The organism is Citrobacter sp. Cc139, from assembly GCF_030334645.1.
Taxonomy (GTDB): Bacteria; Pseudomonadota; Gammaproteobacteria; order Enterobacterales; family Enterobacteriaceae; genus Citrobacter; species Citrobacter werkmanii.
In genome coordinates, this window is the sequence record NZ_JAOWDM010000085.1 from 1 (window position 1) to 17286 (window position 17286).

A 17286-nucleotide genomic window follows, 5' to 3' on the forward strand; every position below is an offset into this window, starting at 1 on the left:
AAAACTGACCTGTTTTAAAGCGTATGACATCCGCGGCCGACTGGGCGAAGAGTTAAATGAAGAGATTGCGTGGCGTATTGGCCGCGCTTACGGCGAGTTTTTGCAGCCTAAAACCATCGTCCTCGGCGGCGATGTCCGCCTGACCAGCGAGGCGCTAAAGCTGGCGCTGGCGAAAGGCCTGCAGGATGCAGGGGTGGATGTGCTGGATATTGGCATGTCGGGCACCGAAGAGATTTATTTCGCCACTTTCCATCTTGGCGTTGATGGCGGCATTGAAGTGACCGCCAGCCATAATCCGCTGGATTACAACGGCATGAAGCTGGTGCGGGAAGGGGCACGGCCCATCAGCGGTGATACCGGTCTGCGCGACGTGCAGCGTCTGGCGGAAGCGAATGACTTCCCGGCGGTTGATGAGAGCAAACGTGGCCGCTACCAGCGGATCAATCCTCGCGATGCCTACATCGACCACCTGCTGGGTTACATCAATCCCGGCAACCTGAAACCGATGAAGCTGGTGCTCAATGCCGGTAACGGCGCGGCAGGCCCGGTGGTGGATGCCATTGAAGCCCGTTTTAAGGCGCTGGGCGTGCCGGTCGAGTTCATCAAAATTCACAACACGCCGGATGGCAATTTCCCCAACGGTATTCCCAATCCTCTGCTGCCGGAGTGCCGGGCAGACACGCGTAACGCGGTGATTGCACACGGTGCGGATATGGGGATTGCCTTTGACGGGGATTTTGACCGCTGCTTCCTGTTTGATGAAAAAGGCCAGTTTATAGAAGGGTACTACATTGTCGGTCTGCTGGCGGAAGCGTTTCTGGAGAAGAATCCGGGGGCGAAAATTATCCACGACCCGCGCCTGTCCTGGAACACCGTGGATGTGGTGACGGCGGCAGGCGGTAAACCGGTGATGTCAAAAACCGGACACGCGTTTATCAAAGAGCGGATGCGCCATGAAGATGCCATTTACGGCGGCGAGATGAGCGCGCATCACTATTTCCGCGACTTTGCGTACTGCGACAGTGGGATGATCCCGTGGCTGCTGGTGGCGGAGCTGCTGTGTCTGAAAGGACAGTCGCTGGGCGAACTGGTCCGTGACCGGATGGCGGCATACCCGGCGAGTGGCGAAATAAACAGCACGCTGGCGGATCCGACGGCAGCGATAGCGCGGGTGGAGCAGCACTTTTCCCGGGAAGCGCTGACGGTGGACAGAACGGATGGCATCAGCATGTCGTTTGTCGACTGGCGCTTCAATTTACGCTCTTCCAATACCGAACCGGTGGTGCGCCTGAACGTGGAATCGCGCGGAGATATTCCGTTGATGGAAGCGCGAACGCGCACTCTTCTGGCGTTGCTGAATCAGTAATGCCGGTGCTTCCTTTGCCCGGTTATGGGCCAAAGGCGACTAACAGGAACCACGATGACACATCTAAAGAAGCGCGAACGCGCCAAAACCAATGCGTCGTTAATTTCGATGGTGCAACGTTTTTCGGATATCACCATCATGTTTGGCGGGCTATGGGTAATCTGCGAATTAAGCGGTTTGCCTTTCCTGTACATGCACTTGCTGGTGGCGTTGATCACGCTGGTGGTTTTTCAGATGCTCGGCGGGATAACGGATTTTTATCGCTCATGGCGCGGCGTCAAAATATCCACTGAGCTGGTGCTGTTGCTGCAAAACTGGACGCTGAGCCTGATTTTTAGCGCAGGTTTAATTGCCTTTAATAACGATTTCGATAACCGTCTTGCGGTCTGGCTGGCGTGGTATCTGCTGTCAAGCGTGGGTCTGGTGTTGAGCCGTTCGTTTATTCGCTACGGTGCGGGATGGCTGCGTAATCGCGGTTACAACACCCGCCGGGTAGCGGTGGCAGGCAACCTGCCCGCCGGGCAAATGCTACTGGACAGCTTTCGCCATGAACCGTGGCTGGGGTTTGAAGTAGCCGGTGTCTATCACGATCCTGTTCCAGGGAAAAACTCCCGCGACTGGGCCGGGAATCTGCAACAACTGGTGGATGACGCTAAAGCTTCACGCATTCATAACGTCTATATCGCTATGTCGATGAACGATGGCGCCAGTGTGAAAAAACTGGTGCGCGATCTGGCCGACACGACCTGCTCAGTGATCCTCATCCCCGATGTCTTTACCTTCAACATCCTGCATTCACGGATTGAAGAGATGAACGGTGTTCCGGTGGTGCCGCTGTATGACACGCCGCTCTCGGGCATTAACCGTCTGTTGAAGCGTGCGGAAGATATCGTGCTGGCCTCGCTGATCCTGCTGCTGATTTCCCCGGTGCTGTGTGGCATTGCGTTACTGGTGAAACTGACCTCAAAAGGACCGGTAATTTTCCGCCAGACCCGTTACGGCATGGATGGGAAGCCGATCAAAGTCTGGAAGTTTCGTTCAATGAAAGTGATGGAAAACGACGCGGTGGTGACGCAGGCGACGCAAAACGACCCACGCGTGACGCCGGTGGGGAATTTTCTGCGCCGGACGTCGCTGGATGAGTTACCGCAGTTTATTAACGTGCTGACGGGAGGGATGTCTATCGTCGGGCCACGTCCGCACGCGGTGGCGCATAACGAACAGTACCGCCAACTGATTGAGGGTTACATGTTACGTCATAAGGTGAAGCCGGGCATTACCGGTTGGGCACAAATCAACGGCTGGCGGGGGGAAACCGATACGCTGGAAAAAATGGAAAAACGTGTGGAATTTGACCTCGAATATATTCGCGAGTGGAGCTTATGGTTCGATATCAAAATTGTTTTTCTGACGATATTTAAAGGCTTTGTGAACAAAGCGGCGTATTAACATGAGCTTACGAGAAAAAACGCTGAATGGCGCGAAGTGGTCGGCAATTGCCACGGTGATCATTATTGGCCTCGGACTTATCCAGATGACCGTCCTGGCGCGGATTATTGATAATCACCAGTTCGGGTTGTTGACTGTGGCGCTGGTGATCATTGCGCTGGCCGACACGTTGTCTGACTTTGGCATTGCCAACTCCATTATTCAGCGCAAAGAGATTGGCTACCTTGAACTGACCACCTTGTACTGGCTCAATGTCGGACTCGGTATTGTGGTATGCGTGACGATGTTTCTGCTTAGCGAGACAATTGCCAACGTACTCAATAACCCCGAACTGGCTCCGCTCATCAAAACGTTATCACTGGCGTTTGTGGTGATACCGCACGGCCAGCAGTTTCGCGCGCTGATGCAAAAAGAACTGGCCTTTAACAAAATCGGCATGATTGAGACCAGTTCGGTGCTGGCCGGCTTTACCTTTACCGTGGTGAGCGCCCATTTCTGGCCGCTCGCGCTGACGGCTATTCTTGGGTATCTGGTGAACAGTACGCTACGTACGCTGCTGTTCGGCTATTTTGGTCGCCAGATTTACCGCCCGGGGCTGCATTTCTCGCTGGCTTCCGTTTCGTCAAACCTACGTTTCGGCGCATGGCTGACGGCGGATAGCATTATTAATTATATCAATACCAATCTTTCTACGCTGGTGCTGGCCAGAACGTTGGGGGCAAGCGTCGCGGGGGGATTCAATCTTGCCTGGAACGTGGCGGTTGTACCGCCAATCAAACTGAACCCGATCATTACCCGCGTTCTGTTTCCGGCGTTTGCCAAAATTCAGGACGACAGCGAAAAATTGCGGGTGAATTTTTACAAACTACTGTCGGTGGTCGGGATCATCAATTTTCCGGCGCTGCTGGGATTAATGGTGGTATCGAACAATCTGGTGCCGCTGGTATTTGGCGAGAAGTGGAACGGTATTGTCCCCGTCCTGCAATTGTTGTGCATTGTCGGGCTACTGCGCTCTGTCGGGAATCCGATCGGTTCACTGCTGATGGCGAAGGCGCGGGTTGATATCAGCTTCAAATTCAATGTGTTCAAAACCTTTCTGTTTATTCCGGCCATTTTCATTGGTGGACATCTGGCGGGGGCGACAGGCGTGACGCTGGGCTTTTTGCTGGTTCAGGTGATTAACACCATCCTCAGTTATTTCGTGATGATCAAACCTGTTCTGGGTTCCAGCTACCGTCAGTACATGCTCAGTCTGTGGCTACCGTTGTATCTCTCCTTGCCAACCGTTGTTGTGAGCTATGCGCTGGGTTTTACCCTGCGCAACCAACTGCCGTTAAGCGCGGTGCTGGGGTTGCAAATCGCGGCGGGAACGCTGGCGTTTACGGTGATGATTGTGCTGTCGCGCCACCCGCTGATGGTGGAAATAAAACGCCAGCTCTGTCGCAGTGAAAAAATGAAAACCTTGCTCCGTGCAGGATAAGAACAACGCTTTAAGAGGTCATAATGAAACTATTAATTTTGGGCAACCATACCTGCGGGAACCGAGGGGATAGCGCTATTCTGCGCGGTTTGCTGGATGCCATTAACGCGCAGCGTCCCGAGACTGAAGTCGATGTTATGAGCCGCTACCCGGTAAGCTCCTCATGGTTACTCAATCGTCCGGTGATGGGCGATCCGTTATATTCGCAGATGAAGCAACACAACAACGCCGCGGGTGTCATGGGACGGGTGAAGAAGGTCTTGCGCCGTCGCTATCAGCACCAGGTGCTGCTCTCGCGCGTCACCGACTCCGGTAATCTGCGCAACATCGCTATCGCCCAGGGATTTACCGATTTTGTCCGTCTGTTGTCGCGCTATGACGCCATTATCCAGGTCGGCGGATCGTTTTTTGTTGATTTGTATGGCGTGCCGCAGTTCGAACATGCCCTGTGTTCATTTATGGCGAAAAAACCGCTGTACATGATTGGGCACAGCGTGGGGCCATTCCAGGATGAGCAGTTTAATCAACTGGCAAACTACGTTTTTGGCCACTGTAACGCGCTGATTTTGCGCGAATCAGTTAGTCTGGAACTGATGAAACGCAGCGCAATAACCACGGAAAAGGTAGAGGCAGGCGTGGATACCGCCTGGCTGGTCGACAATCATCATGAGGATTTTGAGCCAGGCTATGCCGTACAGCACTGGTTGCAAATGGTGGCAAAGCAGAAGACTGTGGCCATTACTTTGCGTGAGCTGGCGCCCTTTGATAAGCGTCTGGGGACGACGCAACAGGCTTATGAACAAGCCTTTGCCGGGGTAGTGAACCGCATTCTCGATGAAGGGTACCAGGTGATAGCGTTGTCAACCTGTACCGGTATCGATAGTTACAACAAAGATGACCGTATGGTGGCGTTGAACCTGCGTCAGCATGTTAACGACCCGGCCCGTTATCATGTGGTAATGGATGAACTCAACGACCTTGAGATGGGAAAAATTCTCGGGGCATGCGACCTGACGGTGGGCACTCGCCTGCACTCAGCCATCATCTCGATGAATTTTATGACGCCCGCCATCGCCATTAACTATGAGCATAAATCGGCAGGGATCATGCAGCAACTGGGGCTACCGGAGATGGCCGTCGATATTCGCCATTTGCTGGATGGCAGCCTTGAGGGCAAAGTCGCCGATATTCTCGGACAGCTTCCTGACCTGAACATACGGGTAGGGGACGCGGTTATGCGTGAACGCGAACGTGGGGTGCGTATGGTGCAGTCGGTATTAACGCGCATTGAGGGGGAAAAATGAAGATTGGTTTTTTCCTGCTTAAATTTCCACTCTCCTCAGAGACCTTCGTATTAAATCAGATCACTGCGTTCATCGATATGGGCTATGAGGTGGAGATTGTCGCGATGCATAAGGGCGATCTTGAAAATACGCATGCCTCATTTAATACCTACCAATTGGGCGACAAAACGCGTTGGTTGCTGAATGAACCGGACGGCAAACTGGCAAAGCTGAAATTCAGGGCGGCGGCTGCATTGCAGGGCATCACCCGCGCAGCCACCTGGAAAGCATTGAATATCTCTCGCTATGGCGACGAGGCGCGCAATCTGATTTTGGCGGCTATTTGCGGTGGGAATCCGCAGGCATTTCAGGCGGATGTCTTTATTGCGCACTTTGGACCTGCAGGCGTGACGGCTGCCAAACTGCGTGAGCTGGGAATGATCCGCGGGAAAATAGCCACGGTATTTCATGGCGTTGATGTTTCGCACCGGGATGTATTGGCCCGCTATACCCCCGAATATCAGCAGCTGTTTCAGCGCGGTGACTTGATGCTGCCCATCAGCAATCTCTGGGCCGGACGTTTAAAAAACATGGGATGTCCGCCGCAGAAAATTGCCGTCTCGCGTATGGGAATCGATATGACGCGTTTTACCCCGCGCCAACTGAAATCGCCAGCCGCGCCGTTGGAGATTATTTCTGTCGCGCGCTTAACCGAGAAAAAAGGGCTGCACGTCGCCATCGAAGCCTGTCGGCAGTTGAAAGAGCAGGGCGTCTTATTTCGCTATCGCATTCTTGGCATTGGTCCCTGGGAACGTCGTCTGCGGACGCTGATCGAACAATACCAACTCGATGATGTGATTGAGATGCCTGGCTTTAAACCCAGTCATCAGGTGAAGGAGATGCTTGAGCAGGCAGATGTATTTCTGCTGCCTTCGATTACCGGCAGGGATGGCGATATGGAGGGGATCCCGGTAGCGCTGATGGAGGCGATGGCGGTGGGGATCCCGGTCATTTCGACGGTTCACAGCGGGATCCCTGAGCTGGTGGAGTCGGGTAAATCTGGCTGGCTGGCACCGGAAAACGATGCCCAGGCGTTGGCTGAACGGTTAGCTGCATTCAGCCTGCTCGACAGCGAACAGGTGCAGCCGATTGTGCAATGCGCGCGAGAAAAAATTGAAGCTGAATTTAATCAGTTAGCGATCAATAAACAGTTAGCCAGCCTGCTGCAAACGATGTAAATCGAGGTTGTATGTCAGAGAAAAAACTCTCACGTCGTAGTTTTCTGGCGGCAGGCTCTGCGCTTGTCGTGCTGCACTCTCCCATTAGCCGGGCGCTTGAATCATCTGGCAGCGTCAATATTCAGGATTACAACCCAAAGGATTGGGTCGCATCTTTCAGGCAGGCATTCACGGAAGGGCAAACGGTAGTCGTACCCGAAGGGCTGGAATGTAAGAATATCAATACCGCGATTGTTATTCCGCCAGGCAAAACGCTATCGGTGCAAGGCCGCATAAGCGGCAAGGGGCGTGGGCGCTTTGTTCTGCAGGATGGATGCAAGGTCATGGGCGAGCAGGGCGGTAGCCTGAGGAACGTTACTCTCGATGTGCGGGGTTCGGACTGCGTGATAAAAGGGATTGCCATGAGTGGTTTTGCTCCGGTGACGCAAATCTACATTGGCGGCAAAACCTCAAGGCTGATGCGCAATCTGACGATCGATGATATTACCGTTACGCGCGCTAACTATGGGATCCTGCGTCAGGGCTTTCATAACCGCATGGATGGCGTAAAGATCACGAACAGCCGTTTCAGCGATTTGCAGGGTGACGCTATCGAGTGGAATGTGGCGATAAATGACAGCAATATCCTCATTTCTGATCATGTTATCGAACGTATCAACTGTACTAACGGCAATGTGAACTGGGGTATCGGTATCGGGCTGGCGGGGAGTACTTATGACAATAGCTATCCCGAGGAACTGGCGGTAAAAAACTTTGTGGTGGCGAACATCACCGGTTCCGACTGCCGACAGTTAGTCCATGTGGAGAACGGTAAACATTTTGTCATTCGTAATATTACCGCGCGAAATATCACTCCGGATTTCAGTAAGAAAGCGGGCATTGATAATGCAACGGTCGCGATTTATGGGTGTGATAATTTCGTTATTGATAATATCAATATGGAGAATAGCGCCGGTATGCTCATTGGCTATGGCGTCATCAAAGGACGATATTTATCCATTCCGCAAAACTTTAAATTAAATAATATTCATCTGGATAACTCAAAACTTGAATACAAATTACGCGGCATTCAGATATCCTCGGGCAATGCCACGTCATTTGTGGCCATCACTAATGTGGCGATGAAGCGCGCCACGCTGGAGTTGCACAACCAACCGCAACACCTTTTCTTACGTAACATCAAGGTTATGCAGCAATCCACGACGGGACCCGCGCTAAAGATGCATTTTGATCTTCGCCAGGATGTACGCGGAAAATTTATGGCTAAACAGGATACCTTGCTATCGCTGGCGAATATCCATGCGGTAAACGAAACCGGGCAAAGTTCAGTTGACATTGACCGTATAAACCATCAGGTGGTTAATGTTGAAGCGGTGAATTTCCGACTACCGGGACAGGGGAGGTAACCCCACCATAATCTTACTGGATATCATTGGCTAAAAGATTATAATCTCTCGATTACTGTTAAAGCTGGGGCTGGGCGGCGTTGACTACTCAGGGAAGATGCTCATCTTTATCATATGATTCTTGTATTTTGAACAGACAAAGTGATTTATGAACGATAAAGTTTTGCTCATTGGTGCCTCCGGATTCGTGGGGACCAGACTCCTTGAAACGACTGTTGCTGATTTTGATATCAAGAATCTGGATAAACAGCAGAGTCATTTCTATCCGCAGATCACCCAAATTGGCGATGTTCGCGATCAACAAATACTGGATCAGGCGCTTTCTGGCTATGACACAGTCGTTTTGTTAGCGGCTGAACACCGTGATGATGTCAGTCCAACTTCACTCTACTATGATGTGAATGTTCAGGGGACGCGCAATGTATTGGCTGCTATGGAGAAAAATGATGTAAAGAATATCATTTTCACCAGTTCTGTCGCGATCTATGGCCTGAATAAAACTAATCCTGATGAAAATCATCCGCACGACCCTTTCAACCACTATGGTAAAAGTAAGTGGCAAGCGGAAGAGGTCCTCCGTGAATGGCATGCTAAAGCGCCTGACGAGCGTTCGCTGACTATTATTCGTCCAACCGTTATCTTTGGTGAGCGCAACCGCGGCAACGTTTATAACCTGCTCAAGCAGATTGCAGGCGGTAAGTTTATGATGGTTGGGGCTGGTACGAATTATAAATCAATGGCTTATGTGGGTAATATTGTTGAGTTTATCAAATATAAACTGAAGAATGTTGCAGCTGGTTACGAGGTTTATAATTATGTTGATAAGCCCGATCTCAATATGAATCAATTGGTTACCGAAGTCGAACAGAGCTTAAGTAAAAAAATCCCCTCAGCACACTTACCTTATGCCTTAGGCATGTTAGGCGGTTATTGCTTTGATATTTTGGGCAAAGTGACCGGTAAAAAATATGCAGTCAGCTCTGTGCGCGTGAAGAAATTCTGTGCCACAACGCAGTTTGATGCAACGAAAGTCCACTCATCAGGTTTTGTGGCGCCGTACACGCTATCTCAGGGGTTGGACCGCACTTTAAAATACGAATTTTTGCATGATAAGAAAGATGACATTACGTTCGTCTCTGAGTGATTATTTTTGCGGTTAACATCCGGGACGTAGTTAGCAACGATTTTTCGGAAACGGTATAATAAATGGTGATTTCAGCACGTTTCCGAAGAATCCGAGTTCACCTCTGTGCTGGTGAAGTGTAGTGTTTGCATTCGGTTTACCTTAACCAGTCAGTTTGGCGTTAAGGATGGAGCCAGCAATACTGGCTAACATACGGCTAAAGTCTATACTTTATCAGCCGTTAAGAGGTAGGAGATAGAATGACTAACTTGAAAGCAGTTATCCCGGTAGCGGGCCTGGGGATGCACATGTTGCCTGCCACGAAGGCAATCCCTAAAGAGATGCTGCCGATCGTAGACAAGCCGATGATTCAATACATTGTCGACGAGATTGTAGCTGCTGGCATTAAAGAAATCGTTCTGGTAACGCATGCGTCAAAGAATGCAGTAGAAAACCACTTCGATACATCTTATGAACTCGAATCGTTGCTTGAGCAGCGCGTCAAGCGCCAGTTGCTGGCTGAAGTGCAGTCCATCTGTCCTCCCGGCGTGACTATCATGAACGTTCGCCAGGCGCAATTACTCGGTCTTGGTCATTCAATTCTTTGTGCTCGCCCAATTATCGGGGACAACCCGTTCGTCGTCGTATTACCGGACGTCGTTCTCGATACCGCAAGTGCGGACCCTCTGCGCTACAATCTGGCAGCCATGGTTGCTCGTTTTAATGAAACCGGGCGCAGTCAGGTGCTGGCTAAGCGTATGGATGGCGATCTGTCCGAGTACTCGGTTATTCAGACCAAAGAGACTTTGGACAACGAAGGTAAAGTCAGCCGTATCATTGAATTCATTGAGAAACCAGATCAGCCGCAAACGCTGGATTCCGATCTGATGGCGGTAGGGCGCTATGTGCTTTCGGCTGATATTTGGTCTGAATTAGAGCATACACAACCTGGCGCGTGGGGACGTATTCAGTTAACAGATGCGATTGCAGAACTGGCGAAAAAACAGTCTGTCGATGCCATGTTAATGACGGGCGACAGTTACGACTGCGGTAAAAAAATGGGCTATATGCAGGCGTTCGTTAAGTATGGTTTGCGTAATCTGAAGGAAGGGGCGACGTTTCGTAAGAGTATTGAGAAACTATTAGGCGAATAGATTTTTAGATCTTCGGAAATGGTATCTTAAAAAACGGCAGTGAACATCCCAGCATCTATGCACCATGCAATGGAATGTTACTGTCGTTTTTTATAAAAAATAACCAACACCAACGAATTGCCTTACCAAGTTTAATCCCGGTTTGTCAGGTTTTTCCTTGTTTCTGGCTGCATTTGGTAAGACAATTAGCGTTTAAGTTTCTTGACACTGAATTTGTTGGGGAAACAACATCTTCGAAGTCAGTTCAGTGCGCTGGTAGCTGTAAAGCCAGGGGCGGTAGCGTTTCTAAGATTAGCTCTGTGCTCTGTGAAAAGCTAATGTTGGTACACTTTATGATAGCACAATGCGGTAAGTATCAGTTAAATATTGTCAACATTAAAATTAGAAAAGTCTATAAAATATATTTTTAAAGGTGGACGATTTGAAAAATATTGCATTTATTATTACTAAGTCTGAGATTGGTGGTGCTCAAACTTGGGTGAATGAAATTGCAAATCTCATGAAAGATGACTGCAATGTTTATTTGATAACATCGGATGATGGGTGGCTGACACAAAGCAATAATTTTCATGGTGTTTATATTATTCCAGGTGTCAAAAAATATTTTAGCGTTTCCGCTTATTTTAAACTAATAAAATTTTTGCGAGATAACAAAATAACTTCATTAGTTGCAAGTTCCGCAAATGCTGGGATTTATGCTCGACTGGCAAAGTTGGCATGCAGATTCAACTGTGTGTATGTCTCTCATGGTTGGTCATGTTTATATAATGGGGGACGACTTAAAAATATTTTTTGTAAGATAGAAAGATATTTATCATTTCTTACTGATACTATTTGGTGTATATCAGAAAGTGATAAAGAAAAAGCAATCAAACTAATAGGAATAAGTGATAAAAAGGTTGTCATGGTCACTAACTCAGTACCCGCTATGCCTGCTTACTATGACAAGCCTGTGACTAATAAAATTTTATTCGTTGGCCGACTCACACATCCTAAACGTCCAGAACTGCTCGCGAGGGTAATTGCCAGAAAACAGCAATACACTTTGGATATTATTGGTGGCGGTGAACGTTTAGAGGCCTTAAAGGTTGAATTCCAACAATTTAAAAATATACACTTTTTAGGTGAGGTTAAAAACTTTACAGACTACAATCAATATGACTTATTTTCGCTGATTTCTGATAGCGAAGGATTGCCAATGTCAGGCTTAGAAGCACACACTGCAGGTATACCTCTTTTATTAAGTGATGTAGGTGGGTGTTTTGAGCTTATTGATGGGAATGGATTGCTGGTTAATAACTCTGAACAAGAGATTGAAGAAAAATTAGATTTTATCTTCGCTAATTACGCTACGTTTCGAGAGAAGGCTGCAGTTTCGGCTGATAAATTTGTTATAAATAATTACTCTAATCTGTACAAGCAGATTATATTTACTGAGAATGCGCAATAGGAAATACCTTATGACTAAAGTCGCCCTTATTACCGGTGTGACCGGACAGGATGGTTCATACCTGGCAGAACTTTTGCTGGAAAAAGGTTATGAAGTTCACGGCATTAAGCGTCGTGCATCTTCGTTTAATACTGAACGCGTGGATCACATCTATCAAGACCCACACTCCAGCAACCCGAAATTTCATCTGCACTATGGCGATCTGACCGACTCTTCTAATCTGACCCGTATTCTGAAGGAAGTTCAGCCGGATGAAGTCTATAACCTCGGTGCAATGAGCCACGTAGCAGTTTCCTTTGAGTCTCCGGAATACACTGCTGATGTTGATGCTATGGGAACATTGCGTCTATTGGAAGCCATTCGTTTTCTTGGCCTGGAAAAGAAAACCCGCTTTTATCAGGCATCCACTTCTGAACTTTATGGGCTGGTTCAGGAAATTCCGCAGAAAGAGACCACCCCGTTCTATCCGCGCTCTCCGTATGCTGTTGCTAAACTGTACGCCTACTGGATTACAGTGAATTACCGTGAATCATATGGTATCTATGCCTGTAACGGTATTTTATTCAACCACGAGTCGCCACGTCGCGGGGAAACCTTTGTGACCCGCAAAATTACCCGCGCTATTGCTAACATCGCACAAGGGTTAGAGTCATGCTTGTATCTTGGCAACATGGATTCTCTGCGCGACTGGGGACATGCGAAGGACTACGTAAAGATGCAGTGGATGATGCTGCAACAGGATGAACCGGAAGACTTTGTTATTGCTACTGGTGTGCAGTACTCCGTACGTCAGTTTGTTCAAATGGCCGCTGCCCAGGTGGGAATCGAACTGCGTTTTGAAGGTAAAGGTGTCGAAGAGAAGGGGATTGTGGTTTCAGTTACCGGCGATGATTCTCCTGGCGTGAAGGTGGGAGATGTAATTATTGCTGTAGATCCGCGTTATTTCCGTCCTGCTGAAGTAGAAACTCTGCTGGGTGATCCGAGCAAAGCGCATGAAAAACTAGGTTGGAAACCGGAGATCACACTTTCGGAGATGGTATCTGAAATGGTTGCGAAAGATCTGGAGGCAGCGAAAAAGCACTCTTTATTGAAGTCTCACGGATTTAATGTCAGTTTATCCCAGGAATAATCAATGATCAGACAACGTATTTTTATTGCTGGTCATCGCGGAATGGTGGGTTCCGCGATTGTTCGCCAGTTAGAACTACGCGGTGATGTGGATCTGGTGCTGCGTAGCCGAGATGAACTGAACTTGCTCGACAGTAATGCTGTTTTAGACTTCTTTGCTGCCGAGCGTATAGACCAGGTCTATTTGGCTGCGGCTAAGGTGGGAGGCATTGTTGCCAACAACACTTACCCAGCCGATTTTATTTTCGAAAATATGATGATTGAGAGCAACATTGTTCATGCAGCGCATCTGCACAACGTGAACAAATTGTTATTTCTCGGCTCTTCCTGTATTTACCCTAAAATGGCGAAACAGCCAATGGCGGAGAGCGAACTGCTACAGGGCTCGCTCGAGCCAACTAACGAACCATATGCTATTGCTAAGATAGCCGGAATAAAGCTGTGTGAGTCTTATAACCGCCAATACGACCGTGATTATCGCTCGGTGATGCCGACAAACCTATACGGACCGCACGACAACTTCCACCCGAGTAATTCGCATGTTATCCCGGCGCTGTTGCGTCGTTTTCATGAAGCAACGGTGCAAAATACATCGGAGGTGATTGTGTGGGGAAGCGGCACGCCAATGCGTGAGTTTTTGCATGTTGATGATATGGCGGCAGCCAGTATTCACGTTATGGAGTTGGATCGCGAAGTTTGGCAGAAAAACACCCAGCCAATGCTGTCTCACATTAACGTTGGTACAGGTGTGGACTGTACCATCCGTGAGCTAGCCCAAACTATCGCAAGAGTGGTGGGCTACAGAGGACAGGTGGTATTTGATGCGAGTAAACCGGACGGCACTCCGCGCAAATTACTTGACGTCTCGAGACTAAAAACATTGGGCTGGCAGTTCGGAATTTCACTCGAGGATGGCCTGGCCAGCACATATCATTGGTTCCTTGAGAATCAGCACCGATTCCGGGGGTGAGTATGTTTTTGTCTCAGGACGATTTTGTCACAGTCGTGCGTTCTGCTCCGCTTGTCTCCATCGATTTGATTGTGGAAAACACGCAGGGCGAATTTCTTTTAGGTAAACGGCTGAATCGTCCCGCGCAAGGCTATTGGTTTGTGCCTGGTGGCCGGGTACAGAAGGATGAGCCATTGAGTGCGGCCTTTGAACGGCTAACTGAAGGTGAATTGGGGCTGCGATTACCGTTGTCCTCTGGTAATTTTTATGGCGTCTGGCAACACTTCTACGAAGACAATTTTTCCAATGAGGAGTTCTCGACCCATTACGTGGTGCTCGGTTTTCGTCTGCGAGTACAGGAAAAAGATCTCTGTTTGCCTGACGTGCAGCACGAAGCATACCGCTGGCTGGCGCCTGCAGCATTGTTGGGTTGCGAGAATGTTCATGAAAACAGTCGTGCCTATTTTCAAAATGATGCCAATCATGTAATTGGCTTAGAAACGAAGGATGTCAAATATGTCTGATGTACCGTTAATCGCTGTCGTAATGGCTGGTGGTACGGGGAGTCGTCTTTGGCCTCTATCTCGGGAGCTTTATCCGAAACAATTTTTACAGCTTTCGGGGGAAAACTCCCTGTTACAGACAACCTTACTTCGGCTGTTGAGTCTTTCATGCGAGACGCCATTAGTTATCACGAATGAACAACATCGCTTCATTGTTGCAGAGCAGCTAAGACAGATAAATCAATTACGCGATAATATTATTCTGGAACCGTGTGGACGCAATACTGCACCAGCAATTGCGCTTTCAGCTTTTTCTGCGTTGAAGCGTAATGAGCAAGAGGATCCATTGCTATTGGTACTGGCTGCTGATCACATTATCAGTAAAGAAAAAATCTTTTGTGATGCAATTCAGAAAGCAATACCAATTGCAGAAAATGGAAGTATCGTTACCTTCGGTATTATACCGGAATATGCTGAAACTGGTTATGGCTACATAGAAAGAGATAGTGATGTACTATCTCTTCCCGATGTTGCTGAAAACAGCTTTTATCGAGTTAAGAATTTTGTTGAAAAACCTGACCGCCTTACCGCTGAGAAATATATTTCATCTGGGAATTATTTTTGGAATAGCGGTATGTTTATGTTTAGAGTAACGGTTTATTTAGAAGAGTTAAAGAAATATAGACCAGATATATACAGTATCTGTGAGCAGGTAGTCTCTTCCTCTTATCGCGATCTTGATTTTATACGTTTACCAGAAGAAATCTTCAAAGATTGCCCTGCCGAATCTATTGATTTTGCTGTCATGGAAAAAACGGATCGTTGTGTTGTTTGTCCTGTTGATATTGGTTGGAGTGATGTTGGCTCTTGGCAATCATTGTGGGATATTAGTGAAAAAACACATACTGGCGATGTTTGCAAAGGGGATGTCCTGACATATAACACCAGGAATAATTATATTTATTCAGAGTCTGCACTTGTTGCAGCTGTTGGTGTTGAGGATGTCGTTATAGTTCAGACGAAAGATGCAATACTTGTATCTAAGAAATCTGACGTTCAGGATGTTAAAAAGATTGTTGAAATGCTCAAGGCACAAGAAAGGTCAGAGTACATCGCACATCGTGAAGTATTTCGTCCTTGGGGTAAATTTGATGCAATCGATCAAGGCGAGCGGTATAAGGTTAAGAAAATCATAGTAAAACCGGGTGAAGGGCTTTCCTTGCGTATGCATCATCATCGTTCTGAACACTGGATTGTGCTTTCTGGTACTGCGAAAGTTACTCTCAATGATAAAACGATGTTGATAACTGCAAATGAATCGATATATATCCCCCTTGGGGCTACGTATAGTCTTGAAAACCCAGGTATTATCCCCCTCAATCTTATTGAAGTGAGTTCAGGTGATTATTTGGGTGAGGATGACATCGTTCGGCAAAAAGAACGTTACAGAAAAGATGACTAGGGTATGAAAAAACTGACCTGTTTTAAAGCGTATGACATCCGCGGCCGACTGGGCGAAGAGTTAAATGAAGAGATTGCGTGGCGTATTGGCCGCGCTTACGGCGAGTTTTTGCAGCCTAAAACCATCGTCCTCGGCGGCGATGTCCGCCTGACCAGCGAGGCGCTAAAGCTGGCGCTGGCGAAAGGCCTGCAGGATGCAGGGGTGGATGTGCTGGATATTGGCATGTCGGGCACCGAAGAGATTTATTTCGCCACTTTCCATCTTGGCGTTGATGGCGGCATTGAAGTGACCGCCAGCCATAATCCGCTGGATTACAACGGCATGAAGCTGGTGCGGGAAGGGGCACGGCCCATCAGCGGTGATACCGGTCTGCGCGACGTGCAGCGTCTGGCGGAAGCGAATGACTTCCCGGCGGTTGATGAGAGCAAACGTGGCCGCTACCAGCGGATCAATCCTCGCGATGCCTACATCGACCACCTGCTGGGTTACATCAATCCCGGCAACCTGAAACCGATGAAGCTGGTGCTCAATGCCGGTAACGGCGCGGCAGGCCCGGTGGTGGATGCCATTGAAGCCCGTTTTAAGGCGCTGGGCGTGCCGGTCGAGTTCATCAAAATTCACAACACGCCGGATGGCAATTTCCCCAACGGTATTCCCAATCCTCTGCTGCCGGAGTGCCGGGCAGACACGCGTAACGCGGTGATTGCACACGGTGCGGATATGGGGATTGCCTTTGACGGGGATTTTGACCGCTGCTTCCTGTTTGATGAAAAAGGCCAGTTTATAGAAGGGTACTACATTGTCGGTCTGCTGGCGGAAGCGTTTCTGGAGAAGAATCCGGGGGCGAAAATTATCCACGACCCGCGCCTGTCCTGGAACACCGTGGATGTGGTGACGGCGGCAGGCGGTAAACCGGTGATGTCAAAAACCGGACACGCGTTTATCAAAGAGCGGATGCGCCATGAAGATGCCATTTACGGCGGCGAGATGAGCGCGCATCACTATTTCCGCGACTTTGCGTACTGCGACAGTGGGATGATCCCGTGGCTGCTGGTGGCGGAGCTGCTGTGTCTGAAAGGACAGTCGCTGGGCGAACTGGTCCGTGACCGGATGGCGGCATACCCGGCGAGTGGCGAAATAAACAGCACGCTGGCGGATCCGACGGCAGCGATAGCGCGGGTGGAGCAGCACTTTTCCCGGGAAGCGCTGACGGTGGACAGAACGGATGGCATCAGCATGTCGTTTGTCGACTGGCGCTTCAATTTACGCTCTTCCAATACCGAACCGGTGGTGCG

The 17286-nt window shown here is 49.0% G+C and carries 14 protein-coding genes; all 14 read left to right on the forward strand.

Annotation, left to right across the window (positions count from 1 at the left end; all coding sequences use genetic code 11):
- The coding region (cpsG, locus tag OGV69_RS15470) for a colanic acid biosynthesis phosphomannomutase CpsG (RefSeq protein ID WP_286469404.1) at window positions 1-1366 on the forward strand (1366 nt) is incomplete at its 5' end.
- A gap of 54 nt (window positions 1367-1420) precedes the next feature.
- Window positions 1421-2815 (forward strand): undecaprenyl-phosphate glucose phosphotransferase, encoded by a 1395-nt coding sequence (wcaJ, locus tag OGV69_RS15475; RefSeq protein ID WP_038641768.1) that lies wholly within the window; start codon window positions 1421-1423, stop codon window positions 2813-2815.
- Between the two features lies 1 nt (window position 2816).
- Window positions 2817-4295: a colanic acid undecaprenyl disphosphate flippase WzxC gene (gene wzxC, locus OGV69_RS15480; RefSeq protein WP_069323498.1), complete on the forward strand. Its 1479-nt coding sequence runs from the start codon at window positions 2817-2819 to the stop codon at window positions 4293-4295.
- Window positions 4296-4318: 23 nt separating this feature from the next.
- Entirely contained in the window at window positions 4319-5599 is a 1281-nt protein-coding gene (wcaK, locus tag OGV69_RS15485; protein ID WP_069323499.1) for a colanic acid biosynthesis pyruvyl transferase WcaK, read from the forward strand.
- On the forward strand, window positions 5596-6816 hold the full coding sequence (wcaL, locus tag OGV69_RS15490) for a colanic acid biosynthesis glycosyltransferase WcaL (protein WP_069323500.1): 1221 nt from the start codon (window positions 5596-5598) through the stop codon (window positions 6814-6816). The genes wcaK and wcaL overlap by 4 nt, the downstream gene beginning before the upstream one ends.
- Window positions 6817-6827: 11 nt before the next feature.
- A complete protein-coding gene (gene wcaM, locus OGV69_RS15495; protein ID WP_069323501.1) occupies window positions 6828-8222 on the forward strand; it encodes a colanic acid biosynthesis protein WcaM in 1395 nt (464 codons plus the stop codon).
- Between the two features lie 148 nt (window positions 8223-8370).
- Entirely contained in the window at window positions 8371-9366 is a 996-nt protein-coding gene (locus tag OGV69_RS15500; protein ID WP_069323502.1) for an SDR family oxidoreductase, read from the forward strand.
- Window positions 9367-9605: 239 nt separating this feature from the next.
- Window positions 9606-10499, forward strand: coding sequence for a GalU regulator GalF (gene galF, locus OGV69_RS15505; RefSeq protein WP_038641757.1), 894 nt, complete (start codon window positions 9606-9608; stop codon window positions 10497-10499).
- 412 nt (window positions 10500-10911) lie between these two features.
- Complete coding sequence (locus tag OGV69_RS15510) at window positions 10912-11949, forward strand: glycosyltransferase (RefSeq protein WP_308196505.1); 1038 nt, start codon at window positions 10912-10914, stop codon at window positions 11947-11949.
- Between the two features lie 10 nt (window positions 11950-11959).
- Window positions 11960-13078: a GDP-mannose 4,6-dehydratase gene (gene gmd, locus OGV69_RS15515; RefSeq protein WP_069323504.1), complete on the forward strand. Its 1119-nt coding sequence runs from the start codon at window positions 11960-11962 to the stop codon at window positions 13076-13078.
- A gap of 3 nt (window positions 13079-13081) precedes the next feature.
- Entirely contained in the window at window positions 13082-14047 is a 966-nt protein-coding gene (fcl, locus tag OGV69_RS15520; RefSeq protein ID WP_227409062.1) for a GDP-L-fucose synthase, read from the forward strand.
- A gap of 2 nt (window positions 14048-14049) precedes the next feature.
- On the forward strand, window positions 14050-14550 hold the full coding sequence (locus tag OGV69_RS15525; RefSeq protein ID WP_069323506.1) for a GDP-mannose mannosyl hydrolase: 501 nt from the start codon (window positions 14050-14052) through the stop codon (window positions 14548-14550).
- Window positions 14543-15991, forward strand: coding sequence for a mannose-1-phosphate guanylyltransferase/mannose-6-phosphate isomerase (locus OGV69_RS15530; protein ID WP_286469405.1), 1449 nt, complete (start codon window positions 14543-14545; stop codon window positions 15989-15991). The genes OGV69_RS15525 and OGV69_RS15530 overlap by 8 nt, the downstream gene beginning before the upstream one ends.
- A 3-nt stretch (window positions 15992-15994) precedes the next feature.
- Window positions 15995-17286: colanic acid biosynthesis phosphomannomutase CpsG (cpsG, locus tag OGV69_RS15535; protein WP_286469406.1), on the forward strand; the 1292-nt coding region annotated here is incomplete at its 3' end.

Excerpts from the sequence above, each read along its gene's own strand:
- OGV69_RS15525 (WP_069323506.1), top strand. The coding sequence starts at position 14,050 with ATGTTTTTGTCTCAGGACGATTTTGTCACAGTCGTGCGTTCTGCTCCG.
- wcaK (WP_069323499.1), top strand. The coding sequence starts at position 4,319 with ATGAAACTATTAATTTTGGGCAACCATACCTGCGGGAACCGAGGGGAT.
- wcaJ (WP_038641768.1), top strand. The coding sequence starts at position 1,421 with ATGACACATCTAAAGAAGCGCGAACGCGCCAAAACCAATGCGTCGTTA.
- wcaL (WP_069323500.1), top strand. The coding sequence starts at position 5,596 with ATGAAGATTGGTTTTTTCCTGCTTAAATTTCCACTCTCCTCAGAGACC.
- OGV69_RS15500 (WP_069323502.1), top strand. The coding sequence starts at position 8,371 with ATGAACGATAAAGTTTTGCTCATTGGTGCCTCCGGATTCGTGGGGACC.
- wcaM (WP_069323501.1), top strand. The coding sequence starts at position 6,828 with ATGTCAGAGAAAAAACTCTCACGTCGTAGTTTTCTGGCGGCAGGCTCT.
- wzxC (WP_069323498.1), top strand. The coding sequence starts at position 2,817 with ATGAGCTTACGAGAAAAAACGCTGAATGGCGCGAAGTGGTCGGCAATT.
- fcl (WP_227409062.1), top strand. The coding sequence starts at position 13,082 with ATGATCAGACAACGTATTTTTATTGCTGGTCATCGCGGAATGGTGGGT.
- OGV69_RS15530 (WP_286469405.1), top strand. The coding sequence starts at position 14,543 with ATGTCTGATGTACCGTTAATCGCTGTCGTAATGGCTGGTGGTACGGGG.
- galF (WP_038641757.1), top strand. The coding sequence starts at position 9,606 with ATGACTAACTTGAAAGCAGTTATCCCGGTAGCGGGCCTGGGGATGCAC.
- gmd (WP_069323504.1), top strand. The coding sequence starts at position 11,960 with ATGACTAAAGTCGCCCTTATTACCGGTGTGACCGGACAGGATGGTTCA.